The 20,305-nt window shown below is 66.8% G+C and carries 18 protein-coding genes; 14 read left to right on the top strand and 4 right to left on the bottom strand.

The genetic code is table 11. From position 1 onward, the window contains the following. Positions 1-81: 81 nt before the first annotated feature. From ACKTTN_RS11840 to ACKTTN_RS11850, 3 genes are all read left to right on the top strand, one after another. Positions 82-1,353: a Xaa-Pro dipeptidase gene (locus ACKTTN_RS11840; protein ID WP_407910103.1), complete on the top strand. Its 1,272-nt coding sequence runs from the start codon at positions 82-84 to the stop codon at positions 1,351-1,353. 22 nt (positions 1,354-1,375) lie between these two features. Next, positions 1,376-2,512 (top strand): acyltransferase family protein, encoded by a 1,137-nt coding sequence (locus tag ACKTTN_RS11845; protein WP_407910104.1) that lies wholly within the window; start codon positions 1,376-1,378, stop codon positions 2,510-2,512. Between the two features lie 66 nt (positions 2,513-2,578). Then, positions 2,579-3,709 (top strand): GGDEF domain-containing protein, encoded by a 1,131-nt coding sequence (locus ACKTTN_RS11850; protein ID WP_407910105.1) that lies wholly within the window; start codon positions 2,579-2,581, stop codon positions 3,707-3,709. Between the two features lie 3 nt (positions 3,710-3,712). On the opposite strand, the gene dnaG is transcribed toward ACKTTN_RS11850, so the two are convergent. The 4 genes from dnaG to ACKTTN_RS11870 all read right to left on the bottom strand — a co-directional run bounded on the left by dnaG (position 3,713) and on the right by ACKTTN_RS11870 (position 9,426). After that, positions 3,713-5,467 carry a DNA primase gene (gene dnaG, locus ACKTTN_RS11855; RefSeq protein ID WP_407910106.1) on the bottom strand — a complete coding sequence of 585 codons (1,755 nt, stop codon included), beginning with the start codon at positions 5,465-5,467 and terminating at the stop codon, positions 3,713-3,715. 228 nt (positions 5,468-5,695) lie between these two features. Continuing rightward, complete coding sequence (locus tag ACKTTN_RS11860) at positions 5,696-6,730, bottom strand: YihY/virulence factor BrkB family protein (protein ID WP_407910107.1); 1,035 nt, start codon at positions 6,728-6,730, stop codon at positions 5,696-5,698. Positions 6,731-6,822: 92 nt separating this feature from the next. Beyond that, complete coding sequence (locus ACKTTN_RS11865) at positions 6,823-7,266, bottom strand: GatB/YqeY domain-containing protein (protein ID WP_407910108.1); 444 nt, start codon at positions 7,264-7,266, stop codon at positions 6,823-6,825. Between the two features lie 27 nt (positions 7,267-7,293). Further along, entirely contained in the window at positions 7,294-9,426 is a 2,133-nt protein-coding gene (locus ACKTTN_RS11870; protein WP_407910109.1) for a hybrid sensor histidine kinase/response regulator, read from the bottom strand. A gap of 135 nt (positions 9,427-9,561) precedes the next feature. On the opposite strand from ACKTTN_RS11870, the gene ACKTTN_RS11875 reads away from it, so the two are divergent. The 11 genes from ACKTTN_RS11875 to ACKTTN_RS11925 all read left to right on the top strand — a co-directional run bounded on the left by ACKTTN_RS11875 (position 9,562) and on the right by ACKTTN_RS11925 (position 20,281). Beyond that, positions 9,562-9,777 (top strand): hypothetical protein, encoded by a 216-nt coding sequence (locus ACKTTN_RS11875; protein ID WP_407910110.1) that lies wholly within the window; start codon positions 9,562-9,564, stop codon positions 9,775-9,777. Beyond that, entirely contained in the window at positions 9,774-11,486 is a 1,713-nt protein-coding gene (locus tag ACKTTN_RS11880; RefSeq protein ID WP_407910111.1) for a type IV secretory system conjugative DNA transfer family protein, read from the top strand. The genes ACKTTN_RS11875 and ACKTTN_RS11880 overlap by 4 nt, the downstream gene beginning before the upstream one ends. Before the next feature lie 221 nt (positions 11,487-11,707). Next, a complete protein-coding gene (locus ACKTTN_RS11885) occupies positions 11,708-12,151 on the top strand; it encodes a hypothetical protein (RefSeq protein ID WP_407910112.1) in 444 nt (147 codons plus the stop codon). Continuing rightward, a complete protein-coding gene (locus ACKTTN_RS11890; RefSeq protein WP_407910113.1) occupies positions 12,148-13,059 on the top strand; it encodes a virB8 family protein in 912 nt (303 codons plus the stop codon). Before ACKTTN_RS11885 ends, ACKTTN_RS11890 begins: the two co-directional genes overlap by 4 nt. A gap of 59 nt (positions 13,060-13,118) precedes the next feature. Then, positions 13,119-13,814 (top strand): TrbG/VirB9 family P-type conjugative transfer protein, encoded by a 696-nt coding sequence (locus ACKTTN_RS11895; protein WP_407910498.1) that lies wholly within the window; start codon positions 13,119-13,121, stop codon positions 13,812-13,814. Beyond that, a complete protein-coding gene (locus ACKTTN_RS11900) occupies positions 13,811-15,052 on the top strand; it encodes a TrbI/VirB10 family protein (protein ID WP_407910114.1) in 1,242 nt (413 codons plus the stop codon). The genes ACKTTN_RS11895 and ACKTTN_RS11900 overlap by 4 nt, the downstream gene beginning before the upstream one ends. A 10-nt stretch (positions 15,053-15,062) precedes the next feature. Then, positions 15,063-16,100: a P-type DNA transfer ATPase VirB11 gene (virB11, locus tag ACKTTN_RS11905; protein ID WP_407910115.1), complete on the top strand. Its 1,038-nt coding sequence runs from the start codon at positions 15,063-15,065 to the stop codon at positions 16,098-16,100. 184 nt (positions 16,101-16,284) lie between these two features. Then, on the top strand, positions 16,285-17,040 hold the full coding sequence (locus tag ACKTTN_RS11910; protein WP_407910116.1) for a lytic transglycosylase domain-containing protein: 756 nt from the start codon (positions 16,285-16,287) through the stop codon (positions 17,038-17,040). A gap of 45 nt (positions 17,041-17,085) precedes the next feature. Continuing rightward, positions 17,086-17,409: a TrbC/VirB2 family protein gene (locus ACKTTN_RS11915; RefSeq protein WP_407910117.1), complete on the top strand. Its 324-nt coding sequence runs from the start codon at positions 17,086-17,088 to the stop codon at positions 17,407-17,409. An 18-nt stretch (positions 17,410-17,427) separates the two neighbouring features. Next, complete coding sequence (locus ACKTTN_RS11920) at positions 17,428-17,742, top strand: type IV secretion system protein VirB3 (protein WP_407910118.1); 315 nt, start codon at positions 17,428-17,430, stop codon at positions 17,740-17,742. Positions 17,743-17,815: 73 nt separating this feature from the next. Then, entirely contained in the window at positions 17,816-20,281 is a 2,466-nt protein-coding gene (locus tag ACKTTN_RS11925) for a VirB4 family type IV secretion/conjugal transfer ATPase (protein ID WP_407910119.1), read from the top strand. The last annotated feature ends 24 nt before the right edge of the window (positions 20,282-20,305 follow it).

The following is a 20,305-nucleotide window of genomic DNA, read 5'->3' on the forward strand; positions in this document are numbered from 1 at the left end:
ATCGCGTCCGTGCCCGACGGCACGGTGACGCCGCGCGATCCGCTGCGATACTCGGCGCTCCGTTTCGACACGAGTCCTCCCGTGCGCCATCGCCTGATCGCCGTCGCAATCGCTACGCTTCTCCCGCTCGTCGCGCAGGCGCAGCAGGCCACCGTCGTCACCGCCGAGCGCCTGCTCGACGTGCGCACCGGGCGTTACATCGAGCATCCGCAGGTGGTGGTACAGGGCGAACGCATCGTGTCGGTCGGCCGTGCCGGGGACGCGGCACCCGCTGATGCCAAACATGTCGACCTCCCGGGGATGACGCTGCTGCCCGGCCTGATCGACATGCATGTGCATCTCGACAACGACCCGACCTACGGCGGCTACACCGGCCTGCAGTTCGGCGATCGCTTCTGGTCGGTGCTGCAGGTGCCGAACGCGCAGAAGACGTTGATGGCCGGCTTCACCACCGTGCGCAACGTCGGCAGCGATGCCTGGGACGACGTCGGCCTTCGCCAGGCGATCGAGCAGCACAAGCTCGTCGGCCCGCGCGTGGTCACCGCCACGTATGCGGTCGGCGCGACCGGCGGGCACTGCGACTCCACGTTCTTTCCGCCGTCGATGGACCAGAAGGGTCCGTTCAACGTCGACAGCCCGGAAGAAGGCCGCAAGGTGGTGCGCACGTTGAAGAAGTACGGCGCGCAGGTGATCAAGATCTGCGCAACCGGCGGCGTGTTCTCGCACGGCGACGAACCCGGCGCGCAACAGCTCACGCTCGACGAGATGAAGGCGATCGTCGACGAGGCGCACATGGCGTCGCTGAAGGTGGCCGCGCACGCGCATGGCGCGGGGGGCATCAAGGACGCGATCCGCGCCGGCGTCGACACCATCGAGCACGCGTCGCTGATCGACGACGAAGGCATCAAGCTCGCGAAGCAGCACGGCTCGTGGCTGTCGATGGACATCTACAACACCGACTACACGCAGTCCGAAGGCAAGAAGAACGGCGTGCTCGAGGACAACCTGCGCAAGGACCGCGAGATCGGCGACATCCAGCGCGAGAACTTCCGCAAGGCGTTCAACGCCGGCGTGCACATGATCTTCGGCACCGACGCCGGTGTGTATCCGCATGGCGACAACGCCAAGCAGTTCGCGGTGATGGTGCGCTACGGCATGACGCCGGTGCAGGCGATCCAGGCGGCGACGTTGAATGCGTCCGAAGCGCTGGCCAGCAAGGACGTCGGCGTCGTCGAAGCGGGCCGCTTCGCCGATCTCATCGCCGTGCCGGGGGATCCGACGCAGGACGTCACCGTGCTGCAGAACGTGCCCTTCGTGATGAAGGGCGGCGACGTGGTCAAGAACACGCACTGATTTTCCCGCGCAAGGACTGCATGTGAACGAACGGATTCGGGGACTCGATGGCCTGCGCGCGCTGGCCATCGTCTGGGTGATGCTGTTCCACTCGTGGGTGGTCGGCGGACTGGGGCGCTGGGACTGGCTGGCGACGCCGGGGTGGATGGGTGTCGACCTGTTCTTCGTGCTCAGCGGCTATCTGATCGCGTCGCAGGTGTTCGCGGGCATCGCGCGTGGCGAGCGGTTTTCGTACGTCGATTTCTATACGCGACGCGCGTTCCGCATCCTGCCGGCATTCCTCGTGGTGCTCGGCGTGTACGTCGCGGCGCCTGCGATCCGCGAGGCCAAGAGCCTTCCGCCGGTGTGGATGTTCCTGACCTTCACGCAGAACCTGCTCGTCGACTATGCGCACGACCGCGCGTTCTCGCATGCGTGGTCGCTGTGCGTCGAGGAACACTTCTATCTGCTGTTCCCTGCGCTCGCGCTGCTGCTGGCGCGGCGTGCACGCACGCGCGGCGTGGCTGCGATCGCGCTCGCGCTGGTGATCGGCGGTATCGCCTGGCGGGCGTTGGTGTGGACGCACGGCCTCGCGCCGCTGGGTGATGCGTCGGGCGATCCGTCCGCGTTCGGCGCACGCTGGGTGGAGTGGATCTACTACCCGACCTGGTGTCGCCTCGACGGCCTGCTCTTCGGCGTGCTGCTCGCCGCGGTGCGCACGTGGCGCCCGTCGTGGTGGACGGCGATCGAGGCCCGCAATGGCGCGATCGCATCGACCGGCTTCGCCTGCCTGGTACTCGCGGTCCTCATCACGCATGAGCGCGATGGCCTGCTGGCGAGCGTCGCCGGTTTCCCGCTGGTGTCGTTCGCGATGGCGCTACTCGTCGCGGCCGGCGCGTCGTCGCGCAGCTGGATCTCGCGACTGACGCCGCCGGGTGCCGGATGGATCGCCGCGGCCTCGTACAGCCTGTACCTCACGCACAAGGCGGTGTTCGCGGTGGTCGACGACGCGCTGCCGGAGGACGTCCACGGCCTCGCGCGATTCGCCGTGATCGGTGCAGGCGCGGTGGCAGTCGGCGCGCTGCTTCACTACGTCGTCGAGCGGCCCGGGCTGCGCATGCGGCGCCGCTTGCTGCGTCGGCGCGCGGCGACCGCGATGGCCCTGCCGGAAGCAGTGTGACGTTGCGCACACTTGGCTCGCGCTGATCTAACCGCGCGCCCACCGGGCGCCGGATAACGTGGCGGCATGATCCTGCCCGGCCTGCTATCGCGCGATCCCAAGACCCGCGTTCGCCTGAAGCGGCAGCTGATGGGCCTCGCGAGCTACCTGATGTTCATGCTGCCGGGCTCGCTCGCCGTGCGCTGGGGCTGGATGCAATACGGCTATCCCGCGCTATTCACGCTGCTGGCGATCGCCATCGCGTTCAACGTGGCGTTCTTTGCACTGATTCGCAGCGGCTACAGCCGCAGGTTCCGCGATCCGACGCTGCTGGTGTCGCAGATCCTGGTCGCGCTCGTGCTTGCGCTGGTCATCATCCACCTCATGCGCGCCGACGCACGCAGCCTGATGCTCATGCTGTTCGTCGCGATGTTCTTCTTCGGCATGTTCGGGCTCGATACGCGCCAGTTCCTGCGCCTGTCCGCGGTCGCAGTCGGTGGGTACGCGGGCCTGATGGTGGTCGAGTACCACGACCGTCCGCTCGACACGCCCGCGTTTCGTATGGAGGTGCTGCGGCTTGTCGTGCTCGCCATGATCACGCTGTGGATCTCGTTCATCGGCGGCCATTTCGGGCACCTGCGCAGCAAGCTGGCCGACCGCAAGAACGCGCTGGAAGACGCGTTGACCCGGGTGAAGGATCTTTCCGAACGAGACGAACTGACCGGGGCGCGCAACCGCCGTTACCTGATGCAGGCGCTGGAAAAGGAACGCGCGCGCGCCGAGCGTTTCCATTTCCCGTTCTGCGTCGCGATCATCGACCTCGATCATTTCAAGCGCATCAACGATCACCACGGCCACGCGGTCGGCGACGAGATCCTGCGCGGCTTCTGCGACCTCGTGCGTCGCCAGGCGCGCGAGCTCGACCTGATCGCGCGGCAGGACGTCGACGATGCCTTCGGGCGCTACGGCGGTGAGGAATTCCTGCTGGTGCTGCCGCACACCACGCTCGAGGGCGCGGTGCAGTGCCTCGACCGGATGCGCGCGGCGACGGTGGCGCATGCGTTCGAAACGCAGGGGGGCATGCTCGACATCACGTTCTCCGCCGGCGTCGCGCAGTACGTCGAAGGCTCGTCGGTGTCGACGTTGCTGGGGGACGCGGATGGCGCGCTGTATCGCGCGAAGAGCGAGGGTCGCGACCGCGTTGCCGCGGCGGCTTGAGCGTCAGGCCGACGTCGCGCCCGGGCGTTGCGTCAGCAGTTCGCGCAGCTCGACCTTCTCGGCGTCGCTCATCCCACTCGAGCCGACCTCGGTCATCCGCGCCTGCAGGTCGGCGCGTCGCTGGTCCAGCGCGTCGCGCGTGAGGTTGCGCACGTTGTCGAGAAACTCGTCGCGCCAGGTCGTGTCGATGCCGGGCAGTGTCTGCACCATGAGCTTCTGCAGCGGCTCGTGTTCCTCGCGCTCGGCGAAATGCTCGATCAATGCCGCGGCGCCGATGTCGGGCCGTGCATGCACCAGCTGCACCAGTTCGACCAGCAGCGGCACGCCGGGCTGGCGCAATGCCGCGAACGGCGGGTCGGCAGGAATCTCCAGCGCCAGCGACGGCTTGTGCAGCAGGTACAGGATCGCGCTGCGCACCAGGCTGCGCTTCGGCGGCGGCGCGTTGCGCGACGGCGTTGCATGCGCGCGTTGCGTCGGCACGTGGGTTTCGGGGCCGGCGCTGCGTGCGCCGACGCCGGTGATCTCCGTCAGACGCTGGCGCATCAGGTCGGCGAACGCGCCATCGGGAATCTGCGCGAGCAACGGTTTCGCACGTTCCGCGAGTCGACCCTTGCCTTCCAGCGTCGAGAGGTTCACGTCGACCGACAGCGTGTCGAACAGGAACTGCGACAGCGGCGTCGCATCGACGAGGCGTGCTTCGAAACCCTCGCGGCCTTCGTTGCGCACGATCGAATCCGGGTCTTCGCCTTCGGGCAGGAACAGGAAGAACGCCTGCCGGCCATCCTTCATGCGCGGCAGCACCGATTCCACCGCACGCCACGCGGCGCTGCGTCCGGCGCGATCGCCGTCGAAACAGAAGTAGACGTCCGGTGCGTTGCGGAACAGCAGCTCGGCGTGATCCGGCGTGGTCGCGGTGCCGAGCGTCGCGACGGCCTGCGTCACGCCGTGCTGGAACAGCGCGACGACGTCCATGTAGCCCTCGACGACGATCAGGCGTTCGATCTTCGAGTTCGCGCCGCGCACCTGCCACAGGCCGTACAGCTCGCGGCCCTTGTGGAACAGCCGCGTCTCCGGCGAATTGAGGTATTTCGGGCTCGCATCCTTTTCGATGACGCGGCCACCGAAGGCGATCGGCCGCCCGCGGCGATCGTGGATGGGAAACATCACGCGGTCGCGGAACTTGTCGTACACGCGGCCGGAATCGTTCTTGGAAAACATGCCCGCGCGTTCGAGCAGACCGAGTCGATTGGGATCGGTGCCGAGCGCGTTCTTCAGCGCTTCGAAACCATCGGGTGCGTAACCGAGCTGGAACTTCTCGCGGATCTCGTCGGACACGCCGCGCGCATCGAAGTAGGCGCGCGCTTTCGAATTCGATTTCAGTTGCTGGCGATAGAAGGTTGTCGCCGATTCGAGCACGGCGTAGAGATCCAGCAGTTGCGGATCGGCCGCGCGCTGTTGCGTGTCCTTCGGCACGTCCATGCCGACGCGCTTGGCGAGTTCCTCGATCGCGTCGAGGAATTCCAGCCGGTCGTACTGCATGACGAAGCTGATCGCGGTGCCGTGCGCGCCGCAGCCGAAGCAGTGATAGAACTGCTTGACCGGCGAGACGGTGAAGCTCGGCGAGCGCTCGTCGTGGAACGGACACCGCGCCGAGAACTCCTTGCCCTGGCGCTTCAGCGGCACGCGGCTGCCCACCACCTCGACGATGTCGGTGCGGGCGAGGAGGTCGTCGATGAAGGCGTCGGGGATGCGGGCCATCGGATGGCTCAAAAGCTCGTCAGCGAGTATCGCAGCGCGCGGCGGCGCGTTCGACATGCCTGCGCGTGAGGTGGATCACGGCGCGCTCGTCGACGAAGGCGTCGGGAATGCGGGCCATGCGGTTCGATGTCGGTCCCGGCGCGGAAAAATGGCGGCGGAACGCCTGCGGGGAGTGTAGTCGACGCGCGCACCCCACCGGCCGTCGCGGGCGGATACGGACCGTGCGTTTCAGGCCTTGGCGGGCGGTGGTCCGAGGCGTTCGTCGATGGTGGCGGTCACCACCGCGCCGGCGAACAGGATCATCGCGGCGTAGTAGACCCACAGCATGGTCAGCACCAGCGCGCCCATCGCGCCGTAGGCCGACACCGTGCTCTGGTGCGCGAGGTACCAGGCGATGCCGGCACGGCCGGCGAGGAACAGCACGGAGGTGAACGAGCCGCCGGCCAGCGCGAGCCGCCAGCGGACGCGGCGGTCGGGCAGGAAGTGGTACATCAGCGCGAAGGTGAAAGCGTAGATGAGCAGCGCGGCCAGCGTCGCCGCGACCGTTTCGCCCTGCGCATAGCGGCCGATGGTGACGTCGAGCAGGGTGGTGACCGTCATCGAGATCACCAGCAGGAACACCACGGCGAGCACCAGCCCGAACGACAGCAGGCGCTTCTTCAGCCAGTTCCACAGGCCGGGCAGGGCGGTGGCGTCGGTGCGGAAGATGCGGTTGAGCGCGTCCTGCAGCTGGGCGAACACCGCGCTGGCGCCGACGAACAGCAGCGCGATGCTCCACCAGCCCGCGATCGAGCCGGTGTCGGGCGTCGACGCCGCCTGCGCGAGCACGGTGCGCGCCACGTCCTGCGCCTGCGGTCCGACCAGCATGCCGACCTGCGTGATCACGGCCTGCTGCGCGGTCTGGCTCGAGGCGGTGAGCCACAGCAGCAGGAGCATCAGCGGCGCCATCGCGAGCGCGGCGTAGAACGCCAGCGCCGCGGCCTGGGTGATCACGTCGGAGTCGAGGAAGCGGCGCAGCAGCGCCATCGGCAGCGTGCCGATGCTGGCCTTGCGGACCACTTTCCGGACGTCGGCCGGCGGCGGCGCGCCATCGGCCTGGGTGATGGACGCCTTCTCGGTCGGGTCGAGCTGCGCGGCGACCGGCGGCGCGTCCGCCGGGTCGGCGACGCTTTCGGTCGCTGGCTTGCTGACGTTCGCGTGGATCTTGGCCGTCCCGTGCGGATGCGCGTGGGACGTCTCGGGCGTGGACGGCGATCGGGGCATGCGACAAGGCTGCCGCAGCCGCCGTCATGGAACCGCGAGTGGCCGGTGGCGGCCGCCCGCTGTCGACATCGGTGTCGCGCCGACCCGCAGGCTCAGCCCAGGCGGGCCTTCACCAGCTTGGAGACGAGCCCCATGTCGGCCTGCCCGGCGAGCCGGGGCTTGAGCACCCCCATCAGCTTGCCCATGTCGGCCGCGCCGGTGGCGCCGGTCTCGGCAATGGCGGATTCGATCGCGGCGTTGATCTCGGCCTCGCCCATCTTGGCCGGCAGGTAGCGCTCGATCACCGCGATCTCGTCGCGCTCGACCTGCGCGAGGTCCTCGCGATTGGCGGCCGCGTACTGGGTCACCGAGTCGCGGCGCTGCTTGACCATCTTGTCGAGCACGCCGACCACCGCGACGTCGTCGAGCTCGATGCGCTCGTCGACTTCCTTCTGCTTGATCGCCGCGTTGATCAGGCGGATCACCGCGAGCGTGCTCTTGTCGCCGCCCTTCATGGCGGTCTTCATGTCGTCAGTGAGTCGCAGCTTCAGGCTCATGGCGGGGTCCGGCGTGGAAATGGCGCACTAGGGTACCGCCTGCCCGGCCGACGCCGGCGCCCGCCAGCGACGCAGCGTCTGCGCGACCGCCACCAGCTCCGACGGCTGCACCGGCTTGGCGACGTGCACCTGGAAGCCGCTGTCGAGCGCACGCGTGCGGTCTTCCAGTCGCGCGTACGCGGTCAACGCGACCGCGGGCACCGCGTCCAGCCCGCTCGCGTGTTCCCACGCGCGCAGCGCCTGCACGAAGTCGTAGCCGTCCATGCCGGGCATGCCGATGTCGCTGATCACCAGGCACGGCGGATGCACGCGCACCGCGACCAGCGCGTCGTGCGCGGATGCGCAGGCGTCCACCGATGCGCCGTGCGCTTCGAGCACCGACGCGAGCATCGCGCGCGAATCCGCGTCGTCCTCGACCAGCAGCACGTGGCAGTCGTGCAGCGCGTCGTCGCCGGCGGGCGCCGGCTCCACGGTCGCCGCCGTCGCGCGTTCGCTGCCGACCGCCTCGACTTGCGCCAGCACCGGCAGGCTGACGGTGAACTCGGTGCCGCGCCCGACGCCTTCGCTGCTCGCACGCACCGTGCCGCCATGCATTTCGACGAGGTGGCGCACGATCGACAACCCGAGGCCGAGGCCACCGTGCTGGCGCGTGGACGATGCGTCGACCTGGCTGAAACGTTCGAACGCGTGCGGCAGGAACTCGGGTTCGATGCCGCGCCCGGTATCGCGTACGCGGATCTCGACGAAATCGTCGACGCGGGCGATCCACACATCGACGCGCCCGCCGCGGTCGGTGAACTTCACCGCGTTCGCGACGAGGTTCCAGACGATCTGCTGCAGGCGATCGGGATCGGCACGCATGCGCCCGACGTCGTCGACGCGCAGGTCCAGTTGCACGTCGCGCGCGAGCGCTGCGGGGCGCACCGCGTCGACCGCCGCTTCCACCGGCTGCACCGCATCGACGTCGCGCACCGCGAGCCGCAGCTTGCCGCTGACGATGCGCGAGATGTCGAGCAGGTCTTCGACGATCTGCGCCTGCGCGCGCGCGTTGCGATCGATCGTCGCGACCGCGCGCTCGGTCATGTCCGGCGACAGCCGGCCCGACGCGAGCATGTCGCTCCAGCCGAGGATCGACGTCAGCGGCGTGCGCAATTCGTGCGAGATGGTCGCGAGGAACTGGTCCTTCATGCGGCCCGCGCGCACCGCATCCTGATACAGGCGCTCCATCTCGCGCGCATCGTCCTGCGCGGCACGGAACAGCCGCACACGACTCATGCCCACCGACGCGAGCGCCGCGATCGATTCGACCGTGCGCATGTGTTCGACGGTGAACACGCCGCGCTGCTCATGGCCGAAGAACAGGCCACCGAGCACGTCGCCGGTGTCGGACTTCACCGGCACGGCCAGGTAGCTGCACACCGGCAGATGCCCCGGCGGCATGCCATGGTGCGGCGCCCATTGCCCGTAACGCGGGTCGTCGCGGACATCCGCGATGCAGATCGTCCCTTCGCCGCGGAACGTCGGCCCGAAGAGCGGCGTCGCGCGCGGGTGCGGGAACTTCGAGAACTCCTCCGCCGCGACGCCGGACAACGCGTACAGCATGTAGCTGTCGCCCTGCGCGTCGGTGACGTTGTAGAAGAACGCGCCGAACTGCGCGCCGGTGAGCTGCGTCGCGGTGTCGGTGACGCCTTGCACCAGCGAGGCGAGATCGAGCTCGTCCAGCATGCGCTCGGACAGCTGGCGGAACGCGACATGTTCCTCTTCGCGCTGCCGCTCGCGCGCCACGTCGCGCACCTCGATGACCGTGCCGATGATGCCGCCGTCGCCACGGATGGGCGTCGCCGTGTACGCGACCGGATAGAAGCGGCCGTCCCTATGGATGAATACGTCTTCGCCGTGCGCCTGCGCGTTCAACGGGCCGGCACGATCGATCGGGCAATCGTCCACCGGATACGCGCTGCCGTCGGGTCGCGTGTGATGCAGTACGTCGTGCAATCCACGCCCGCGCATCTCGTCCAGCGTATAGCCGGTCAACGCCTGCGCGGACGCATTCATGTAGACGCAGTGCCGGTTCGCGTCGACCACGAACAGTGCGACCGTCGCGTTGTCGCAGGCCGCCTGTACGAGGCTTGCCGGCATCGTGGGCGATGAAGAAGACATGCGTGCAGCGTGCACGGGCAACGGTGGACGGGGCGCGAGCGTGTGCCGGGCCGGCGGCGGACTGTTACGCTAACGCGGCCGCACAGCGGCACCCGGCGTCCAGGATCGGACGCGAACGGCGGAAGGGAGGTCCGCATGCACACCAGTCCCGCGCTCTATGCCCGAGGCCCGTATCGCGTTCTGGTGAACGCGCCGGGGGAGCCCGAACGCCTCTATGTCGTCGTCGACACCGCAGGCGCCTGGCTGCACGAAGAGGTCACCCTCGACGCCGCCTGCGACTGGGTCGACCGCCGCATCGCGGAGCGCGAGATCGACGTGCCGTCGCTGCGCCCGCGCCGGAGTCGCGCATGAACCGCCGCGCCGTCGTCGCGCTCGTCGCGTTCGCGTTCGTGCCGCTTGCGGGGTTGTGGCTGTCCGGCCGTGTCACCGCGATGTTCCTCGGCCTGCACACCACGTTGCCGCACTGGTACGTCTATCTCGACTACGTGCGCACCATCGACATGCCGCAGGTGCAGCCGTATGCAGCGAAGATCCGCGCCGCGGGCTGGGTCGGTTTCGGCGCGGCGCTGCTGGCCTACATCGGCGTGCTCGCCCTGGTGACCCGACGCCCGCCCAAATCGCTGCACGGCGATGCGCGCTTCGCACGCGCGGGCGACCTCGCCAAGCACCGCCTGTTCGAGGACGGCCCCACCAGCCTGGTCGTCGGCCGTTACGACGGCCGCCTGCTGCGCCTGCCGGGCCAGCAGTTCGCGATCCTCGCGGCGCCCACGCGCTCGGGCAAAGGCGTCGGCATCGTCATTCCGAACCTGCTCGAGTACCAGGATTCGGTCGTCGTCCTCGATATCAAGCAGGAGAACTTCGACCTGACTTCCGGCTGGCGCAGGTCGCAGGGCCACGACGTGTTCCTGTTCAACCCGTTCGCCGAGGATCGTCGCAGCCATCGCTGGAATCCACTCGGTTACGTCTCCGACGATGCCGCGTTCCGCGTGTCGGATGTCATGGCGATCGCGGCGATGCTGTACCCCGACGCCAGCGACGAACAGAAGTTCTGGGTGAGCCAGGGCCGCAACGCCTTCCTCGCGTTCGCGCTGTACCTGTTCGACAAATACGACCACGAACGCGCCTGCGGTTTCCCTGGTGCGACGTCGCCGACGCTGGGCGCGATCTACCGGTTGTCGTCGGGCACCGGCGAGAACCTGCGCGCCTACCTGCAATCGCTCGCACGCCAGCGCTTCCTGTCCGAACCCGCGCGCATGGCGTTCGCGACACTGCTGTCGCAGGCCGACGAAACCTTCGCGTCCATCCTGGGCACGTTCAAGGAACCGTTGAACGCATGGGTCAATCCGGTGCTCGACGCCGCGACGAGCGCGAACGATTTCCTGCTCACCGACTTGCGCCGCAAGCGCATGACGGTCTACATCGGCATCCAGCCCAACAAGCTCGCCGAGAGCCGGTTGATCCTCAACCTGTTCTTCAGCCAGCTCATCAACCTCAACACGCGCGAGCTCCCGCAGAACAATCCCGAGTTGAAGCACCAGTGCCTGCTGCTGATGGACGAGTTCACCTCGATCGGCAAGGTCGAGATCATCGCAAGCGCCGTCGCCTACATGGCCGGCTACAACCTGCGCCTGCTGCCCATCATCCAGAGCATGGCCCAGCTTGACGCCACCTACGGCCGCGAAACCGCGCGCACGCTGGTCACCAACCACGCGCTGCAGATCATCTACGCGCCGCGCGAACAGCAGGATGCGAACGACTATTCCGAGATGCTGGGCTACACCACCGTGCGCCGGCAGAACGTCACCCGTGGACGCGAGGTGTCGCGCAGCGAATCGGAAGAACGCCGTGCGTTGATGCTGCCGCAGGAACTCAAGGCGCTCGGCCCGGATCGCGAGGTCGTGATGTTCGAGGGCATCCCGCACCCGGTCTTGTGCGACAAGATCCGGTACTACACCGACAAGCGCTATACCGCGCGGTTGTTGCCGAAGGCGCCGGTGGCGGCGCTCAGCATCATGACTTCACGCGGTGTTGACGCGGCCGAAGCCGTTTCGTTACCGTAGTCACAGAAGGCGCAACGCCTTCGCCCGGCTCCGTGCCGGATCAGGGATGAACGGCGCGCCACGCGCGCCCGACATGGAGCAGTCGTACAGGGGACATCGACAAGGACTCGTTCAAGCCGGCAGGACGCCGCAGCACCCGCGCACCTCGCCGTTTCCATTCGCCCGTCATCGCCTCCGTGCGCACCGCGTACGGGCGATGCGTTCATGCGTACCGGTGAGCCGTGATTTCGTCTTCGCATCCTGTCCGTTGCATCGTTCTCGTCGTCGCGACCGCCGCGCTCGCGGCGTGCGCCACCCGTCCGCCACCGGCGGCCACCGGCCGCTGGAAGCCGGTCAACCACTACGACGAACAGTCGATCGCGCTGCCACTGCGCCCGGCCTACGTGTATTACGCCGCACCGGTCGACCGCACGCTCAAGGGCTTGCTGGAACGCTGGGCGCGCGACAGCAAGATGCAGCTCGACTATCGGCACGACTCCGATTTCACCCTGTACCGCGGCGTCGCCGACCTGCATGGCGACGACCTGCGTACCACGCTCGCGCAGCTGGCCTCGCTCTACTCGGCGCAGCAGGTCGCGATCGATGTCGAGGGCGATCGCATCGTCGTACGACGCGCCGCAGCCGCGGCAGCCCCTGTCGCCGGCGCAACCGGAGCCCAGCCATGAGCACGCGTACCGCTTCCGACAGCCTGCGCGTCGAACACGCCATCGGCCGCGCGGTGAACTACGAGATCAGCCTCGCCGACCGCGCTCGCCGCAGTGAGCGGCGTGCCTGGTGGGTCGCCGGCACGTCCTGCGCGATCTCCCTGATCCTCGCTGGCGGCTACTTCTACTTCCTGCCGTTGAAGGAAAAAGTGCCTTACCTGGTGATGGCGGATGCTTACACCGGCACCGCCACGGTCGCGAAGCTTGACGGCAACTGGGGCCAGAACGACATCACGATCAGCGAGGCGGTCAACAAGAGCAACGTCGCGCACTTCGTGACCGCGCGCGAGTCCTACGACATCGCGTTGATGCGCCTGCGTGACTGGACCACTGTCTACACGATGTCCGCGCCGTCGGTGGCCGCCGGCTATACCGCGCTGCACGGCAAGGACAACCCGGCGCGTCCGTACAACACGTACGGCGACAAGGCGGCGATCCGCGTCAAGATCCTCAGCATCACGTTGATCAACGACGCCAACGGCAAGCCCAATGGCGCGACGGTGCGCTTCCAGCGCACGCTGTACGACAAGTCGACCGGTCGCACCGCGCCGCTCGACAGCAAGATCGCCACGCTCACGTTCACCTACAAAGCGAACCTGGCCATGGACGAGAAGTACCGCGTGGAAAATCCACTCGGTTTCCAGGTGACGACCTACCGCGTCGACAACGACTACGCCGAATCACCGCCGGTCGAGCCCGAGATTCCGGCGTTCGCGATGCCCGAAATCGGCGAGCCGACCGCACCGGCGGCGCCTTCGAATCCCGATGCATCCGCTGCCGGGTCCCCGACCGCGCAACCGTCCGCACCCGCCGAGACGGCTGCGTCGCCTAGCGCACCCGCCCGCCCGACCACCGGAGCCCACCCGTGATGACGCGTCCGTTCGCGATCCTCGTTGCTGCCGTTCTGGTCGCGGCCAGTGCATCGCCGATGCGCGCCAGCGCCGAGGCGATCCAGGAATACGACTACGCCGACAACAGCATCTACCCGGTGCGCACTGGCCTCGGCATCACCACCGAGATCGAGCTGTCGCCGAGCGAGACCATCGTCGACTACAGCAGTGGTTTCTCGAGCGGCTGGGACATCAGCCGTCGCGACAACGTCTTCTACGTCAAGCCGAAGAACGTCGATGTCGACACCAACCTGCTGATCCGCACCGAAACGCATTCGTACATCCTCGAGCTGCGCGTGGTCGCGACCGACTGGAAAGCGCTCGACCAGGCCCGCAACGCGGGCGTGCAGTACAAGGTACGTTTCCGTTACCCCACCGACGCGAAGTTCCGCGACGCGCCCGCGGCGAAGACGCCGGAACTCGACGTCGCACTCGATCCGTCGCGCAACTATCACTTCGACTACGACTACCGCACGCACACCAAGTTGCGCGCGCTGGTGCCGGCAAGCGTCTACGACGACGGGCGATTCACGTACATCAAGCTCGGCGACACCACGCCGTTCCCGACCGGTTCGTTCCCGGCGGTGTTCGGCAGCGAGACCGAGAACGGTGACGAGTTCATCGTCAACACCACGGTGCAGGGCAACACGATCGTCGTGCACGGCACCTACCGCTATCTCGTGATCCGACACGGCAAGGACGTCGTCGGCATTCGCAGGAACCCGCACTCGTGAGCCAGATCATCAGCAATCCTTACGAACAGGACCCGGTGGCGGTCGCGGCCGAGGCCAACCCGTATTTCGGTGCGCCGCCTCAAGCTGCGCCCGATCTCGACGCCGGTGCACCGACCCTGCGTACCGCCGAGCAGCAGCGCGTCAATCGCAAGGCGCTGCTGTTCCTCGGCGGCATCATCCTGCTGTTGATGATGATGGCCGTGCTCGTGTTCCGCGGCAGCGCCAAGCCCGATAGCGCGGCGAAACCGAACGACGAACAGGTCAGCATCCCGACGCTGAGCGACGCCACGCCGCCGCTGCCGCAGCAGCAGGCGCAGACGTCACCGGGGGCCGAGCCGATCGACGTGCAAGCGACACAGACCGAGCCGCTTTCGCCGCCGCTTCCGCCGCTGCCCGCTTCGGGGCAGGAAACCATCGCCTATGGCGGCGCCGCGCCGGCGGCGGCCGTCGCCCGCGCGCCCACGCTGCTTGAGCGCCGGATGGGTGCGGAAGCCGCGAGCGGCGCCGATGCGAGCAATCCGCAAGCAAGCGCGTACGCGCAGACGCTGGCGATGGCGCAGGCCGCTCTAGGCCAGCAGGGCGGCGGTGCGGCGAACGGCCAAGCGACTCCGGTCGATGCGGCCAAGCAACCGACAGCCGCGCGCGCGCTGCGCAACCCCGACACGCTGCTCGTGCGCGGCACGCTGCTGCGATGCACGCTCGAGACGCGGATCATCAGTGAGGCCGATGGCTTCACGTCCTGCATCCTCACCGAGCCGGTGTATTCGATCAACGGGCGCACGCTGCTGCTGGATCGCGGCTCGAAGATCTACGGCACCTACAAGGCGCGGCCGAAGGGCAATCGCATCGAAGTCGTGTGGGACCGCATCACCACGCCGAACGGCTACGACGTCAGCATGATCAGCCCCGGCGTCGATCCTCTCGGCAGCGCCGGCTATCCGGGTCAGCTGGACTCGCACTGGGCGTCGCGCATCACGTCCGCACTGATGGTCAGCCTGCTCAGCGACGCGTTCAAGTACGCCGCGGCGAAGAACGGCCCCGCCAGTTCTACGGTCAGCCAGGGCGTCGTGGTCACTTCGCCGTACGAGAGCAACACTGCCAACACCGTCGACCGGCTCGCCAACCAGGCCGCGGAAGAGGGTATGGCGCACGCGCCGACGGTGACGATCAACCAGGGCTCGATGGTCAGCGTGTACGTTGCGCGCGATGTCGACTTCACGGAGGTCGTCGGCCACTGAGCCGATGGTGATGGAACTCGACGCTCCGCTCGCGCAGGTTTCGGACGACTTCCTGTCGTACCAGTACGAGGTGCTCGGCATCCTTGGGCACATGGCGTCGCCCGACGTCACCGAAATCTGCATCAATCGGCCCGGCGAGATCTGGATCGAAGCGCGCGGCGGTTGGGAGCGGCATGACGTCCCGGCGTTGACCTTCGAGCGCGCGCGCCAGTTCTGCACGGCCGTGGTCAACGAGAGCAACACCGGGCAGCGCATCACTGACACCGATCCTGTCGTGTCGCTGACGTTCCCGACCGGACAGCGCGCGCAGTTCGTGATTCCGCCGGCCTGCGACGCCGGCAAGGTCTCGATCACGATCCGCCTGCCGTCGCATCGCACCAAGACGCTCGAGGAGTACCACGCCGACGGCTTTTTCGAGCGGATCATCGAGCAGGTCGGCGAAGTCAGCGACCAGGACCGCGAGCTGCTCGACCTGCGCGCGCGTCGCGACTACGCCGAGTTCTTCCGGCGTGCGGTGCACTACCGCAAGAACGTCGTCGTCGCCGGCGCGACCGGCAGCGGCAAGACCACCTTCATGAAGTCGCTGGTCAACCACATCTCCGACGACGAGCGGCTGGTCACGATCGAAGACGCGCGCGAACTGTTCATCCGCCAGCCCAACGTCGTGCATCTTCTCTATTCCAAGGGTGGACAGAGCACTAGCAACGTGACGGCGAAGAGCTGCATGGAAGCCTGCCTGCGCATGAAGCCCGACCGGATCATCCTCGCGGAGCTGCGCGGCGACGAGTCGTTCTACTTCATCCGCAACTGCGCTTCCGGCCATCCCGGCTCCATCACGAGTTGCCATGCCGGCAGCACTGCGCAGACATGGGACCAGCTCGCGCTGATGGTGAAGGCGTCGGCGGAGGGCTCGGGCCTGGAGTTCGCGGTGATCAAGCGCCTTCTGATGATGACGATCGACATCGTCGTGCACATCAAGGCGCACGCCGGCCAGCGCTTCATCACCGGCATCGATTTCGATCCGCAGCGGGCGCTGTCCAGCACATGACGAACGGTCATGCCGCTGCAGGAACCGGCGTTGACAATGCGCGAGAACGCGTGAGTCAATGCCCACGACGCCGTTGCCGCGTATCGGCACGGTCGCGCAAGGACGCAGCACACGAATGGAATCGCCCTGTCGATCCGATCGTGCGCCGCACGCTATGGACGGGGGGCTAGCGGTGTTGCCTGGCATGGAGCTGATGGGCTGTCCGGATCTGGCAGTCCCCGTGGACGTGATGCACCACGTCGTCCACGTCGAATCCTCTTTCAACCCGTACGCCATCGGCGTGGTCGGCGGCCGTCTCGCGCGCCAGCCCGCGAACCTGCCGGAAGCGCTCGCTACCGTGCGCATGCTCGAGAGCCGCGGCTTCAATTTTTCGCTCGGGCTCGCGCAGGTCAATCGCTACAACCTTGCGCGCTACGGCTTGTCGTCCTACGAGCAGGCCTTCCAGACGTGCCCGAACCTGCGCGCTGGCTCGCGCATCCTCGCCGAATGCCATGAGCGTTCCGGCCGCGACTGGGGCAAGTCCTTCAGTTGCTACTACTCCGGCAACTTCGTGACGGGATTTCGCCAGGGCTACGTCCAGAAGATCTACGCGTCGATGCGTGCCGCGGCGAATCCGCGCTTCGCTGGTGCGATCGACGTGTACGGCGTTCCGACGCGTCGTGCGACCGCACCATATCCGCTTCGCAGTACCGCTGATGCGCCCTCGCGTATCGAGCCGGCGCAGACACTCGCGCCGATCAATCGGCCGGCGCCGGCGACCGAAGCGTCAGCGGCACCGGCGGCGCCTGCTCCGCCCACGGACAACACCGTCGACAGCGTCGTCGTGCTTCGTCCCGACGGCGCGCCGCCACGCGTCGCCGGCGAGATCGGCGCGTCGGCGCCCGCTCCGCAGCCCCCCGCACCCGAAGCATCGCCGCGTGACGCCGCATTCGTGTTCTAACCCGCCCCGGCGGTCGCCACCGTCCCGCAACGACAAGGAAAGCCCATGAAGTCGATCAAGTCCCTGAAGTCCACCGTTTCCTCGGCGCTCGTCGGCGCGGCGTTCGCACCGGGCCTCGCGCTCGCGCAGGCGACCGGCGGTGGCGGCGATTTCACCGAAACCGGCAGCACCGTCAGCAAGTTCTTCACCAACCTCAACAGCCTGCTCAACCTGGCGTCGATCTCGGTGGTGACCATCGCCGTCGTGTTCGCCGGCTACCAGATCGCGTTCGCACACAAGCGCATCGCCGACGTCGCGCCGATCCTGATCGGCGGCTTCCTGATCGGCGCCGCGGCGCAGGTCGCGAAGATGCTGATCGGCGGGACCTGATCGACGCTCGTCGCGACCATGCAGAAGAACGTTCTCTTCCGCGGCTGCACGCGGCCGCCCATGTTCATGGGCGTGCCGTACGTGCCGTTTTTCATCGGCGCGGGCAGCGTGATCCTGCTGTCGTTCTACACCAACATGTTCTTCCTGGTGATGCTGCCGGTGGTGATCTTCATCATGCGGCAGATGGCACGGCGCGACGAGATGATCTTCCGCCTGCTCGGCCTGCGCCTGCAGGTGCGGATGAAGGTCCGCAACCTGGATGTGCACGACGGCATGTGGGTGTTCACGCCGAACCTGTATCGCGACCCGCTCAGGAAGTCTTCGGATCGTTGAGGCCTCGCGCCTCGCGATTCCTCCGGCGACGTGGCTCCGCCCGTCGCCGGCGTTTTCCGGTCAACCGAATCCCATGACGACGTTCACGCCCGACGCCCCGATCAGCGACTTCATCCCGCTGTCGACCCATGTCTCCCCGACGGTGGTGAAAACCACGGGCGGCGACTACCTCATGACCTGGCATCTCGAAGGCCTGCCCTTCGTGGGTCGCGAGGAATGGGAGCTCGAGCACCGGCACAACACGTTCAACCGGATGCTGCAAACGCTGCGCGCGCCGGACTTCATCAACGTGGCATTCTGGGTGCATGACGTGCGTCGCCGTCGCCGCATCAAGCAGCGCAGCAACTTCCGCCAGCAGTTCAACCAGGAACTCTCGGACGCGTACTTCGAGTCGCTGTCCTCGCAGAAGATCATGGCGAACGAGTTGTACCTCACCATGATCTATCGACCGGTCGTGACCGGCAAAAAGTTCGTCGAGAAGTCGGCGAACGTCAGCCAGCTGCAGGCGCAGCAGGACGAAGCAGTCGCCAAGCTTCTCGAACTCGCCGGCAACCTCGAAGCGGTGCTGAAGGACTACGCGCCATACCGACTCGGCATGTACGAGGCCGCGAATGGCGTGGTGTTCTCGGAAACACTCGAGTTCTACGGCTACCTGATCAACCGCATCGACGAGCCGGTGCCAGTGCTCGACGCCCCTGTGCACAGCTACCTGCCTGTCAGTCGCCACATGTTTTCCGGCAAGACCGGCGACTTCGTGGTTACCACGCCGACCGGTGCGAACCAGTTCGGCGCGATGCTCAACATCAAGGAATACACCGACGGTACCTATCCGGGCATCCTGAACCGGCTGAAGTACCTCGACTTCGAGTACGTCATCACCCATTCCTTCAGCCCGATGGGCCGACAGGACGCGCTCAAGGTGCTCGATCGCACCAAGGGCATGATGATCTCCTCGGGTGACAAGGCTGTCAGCCAGATCATCGAGCTGGACCAGGCCATGGACCAGCTCGCGTCGGGCAACTTCGTGCTTGGCGAATACCACTTCACGATGTCGCTGTTTGCCGAGTTGCAGGAAAAGTTGTCGCAGAACCTCGCGACCGGTCGCGCCGAGCTATCGAACGCGGGCTTCGTGTCGGCCAAGGAAGATCTCGCTGTCGTTCCGTCGTTCTATTCGCAGCTGCCCGGCAACTGGAAGTACCGCACGCGAATCGCCAACGTCAGTTCGCTGAACTTCCTCGGCCTGTCGCCGCTGCACAACTTTGCGTCGGGCAAGAAGGAAAACAATCCGTGGGGCGATTGCGTCACCACGTTGCAGACGACCAATGGCCAGCCGTACTACTTCAATTTCCACGCGACGCACCCGGGCGAGAACTCGCTGGGTGAGAAAGCCATCGGCAACACGATGGTCATCGGCAAATCCGGTACCGGCAAGACCGCGCTGATCAACTTCCTGCTCAGTCAGGTACAGAAGCTCGAGCCGTCGCCCACCATCTTCTTCTTCGACAAGGATCGCGGCGCCGAGATCTTCGTGCGCGCCTGCGGTGGCAACTACCTGGCACTGGAGAACGGACGCCCGACCGGGTTCAACCCGTTCCAGTGCGACCGCAGCGAAGCCAACGTGCAGTTCCTCGCCGATCTGGTGAAGGTGCTGGCGGGCAAAACGCTCTATACCTCCCGCGAGGAGGAAGACATCTTCCGCGCCGTCGAGAACATCCTCGACACACCAGTGCGCCTGCGCACCATGACCAACTTCCAGAAGAGCCTGCCCAACATGGGCGACGACGGCCTGTTTGCACGCATGCGCAAATGGACCGCGGGCAACTCGCTGGGCTGGGTGTTCGACAACGCCGAAGACACGATCGACCTGCAGAAGGCGAACATCATCGGCTTCGACTACACCGATATCATCGACAACCCGGAAGTCCGCGTGCCGGTGATCAACTACCTGCTGCACCGGCTGGAAGCGCTGATCGACGGCCGGCCGCTGATCTACGTCATGGACGAGTTCTGGAAGATCCTCGACGGCAAGGGCGGCCTCAAGGAATTCGCGAAGAACAAGCAGAAGACCATCCGAAAGCAGAACGGTCTCGGCATCTTCGCCACGCAGAGTCCCGAGGACGCGTTGGCCAGCGACATCGCTGCCGCGCTCATCGAGCAGACCGCGACGATGGTGCTGCTGCCGAACCCGAACGCCAGTCGCGACGACTACATCGATGGGCTGAAGCTGACCGAGTCGGAATACCAGGTGGTCGTTAATCTGGACGAACGCTCGCGCTGCTTCCTGGTCAAGCAGGGCCACGCCGCCAGCGTCTGCCAGCTCAACCTGCGCGGCATGGACGACGCCCTCGCGGTGATCTCCGCGTCGACGGACAACATCGAAGTCATGCATGACGTTCTCGCGCACGAGGCGGAGCGTCATGGCGTATCCGTGGATCGGCTTACGCCCGAGCAGTGGCTGTCGACGTTCTACGAATGCCGCAAGGGGGCGGGAAAGGCGCGCGTGGAGCGCGTCCCCCAGCGGAAACCACAAGTCGCCTGACGTCACTTCAACGAAAGGAATCGA

Origin of the sequence: Lysobacter claricitrinus, from assembly GCF_045866565.1 — a bacterium.
Lineage (GTDB): Bacteria > Pseudomonadota > Gammaproteobacteria > Xanthomonadales > Xanthomonadaceae > Cognatilysobacter > Cognatilysobacter claricitrinus.

Coding starts and splice junctions, on each gene's coding strand:
- ACKTTN_RS11925 (WP_407910119.1), top strand. CDS start 17,816: ATGACGACGTTCACGCCCGACGCCCCGATCAGCGACTTCATCCCGCTG.
- ACKTTN_RS11865 (WP_407910108.1), bottom strand. CDS start 7,266: ATGAGCCTGAAGCTGCGACTCACTGACGACATGAAGACCGCCATGAAG.
- ACKTTN_RS11880 (WP_407910111.1), top strand. CDS start 9,774: ATGAACCGCCGCGCCGTCGTCGCGCTCGTCGCGTTCGCGTTCGTGCCG.
- ACKTTN_RS11910 (WP_407910116.1), top strand. CDS start 16,285: ATGGAGCTGATGGGCTGTCCGGATCTGGCAGTCCCCGTGGACGTGATG.
- ACKTTN_RS11920 (WP_407910118.1), top strand. CDS start 17,428: ATGCAGAAGAACGTTCTCTTCCGCGGCTGCACGCGGCCGCCCATGTTC.
- ACKTTN_RS11860 (WP_407910107.1), bottom strand. CDS start 6,730: ATGCCCCGATCGCCGTCCACGCCCGAGACGTCCCACGCGCATCCGCAC.
- ACKTTN_RS11895 (WP_407910498.1), top strand. CDS start 13,119: ATGCGCGCCAGCGCCGAGGCGATCCAGGAATACGACTACGCCGACAAC.
- ACKTTN_RS11870 (WP_407910109.1), bottom strand. CDS start 9,426: ATGTCTTCTTCATCGCCCACGATGCCGGCAAGCCTCGTACAGGCGGCC.
- dnaG (WP_407910106.1), bottom strand. CDS start 5,467: ATGGCCCGCATCCCCGACGCCTTCATCGACGACCTCCTCGCCCGCACC.
- virB11 (WP_407910115.1), top strand. CDS start 15,063: ATGGAACTCGACGCTCCGCTCGCGCAGGTTTCGGACGACTTCCTGTCG.
- ACKTTN_RS11875 (WP_407910110.1), top strand. CDS start 9,562: ATGCACACCAGTCCCGCGCTCTATGCCCGAGGCCCGTATCGCGTTCTG.
- ACKTTN_RS11850 (WP_407910105.1), top strand. CDS start 2,579: ATGATCCTGCCCGGCCTGCTATCGCGCGATCCCAAGACCCGCGTTCGC.
- ACKTTN_RS11890 (WP_407910113.1), top strand. CDS start 12,148: ATGAGCACGCGTACCGCTTCCGACAGCCTGCGCGTCGAACACGCCATC.
- ACKTTN_RS11915 (WP_407910117.1), top strand. CDS start 17,086: ATGAAGTCGATCAAGTCCCTGAAGTCCACCGTTTCCTCGGCGCTCGTC.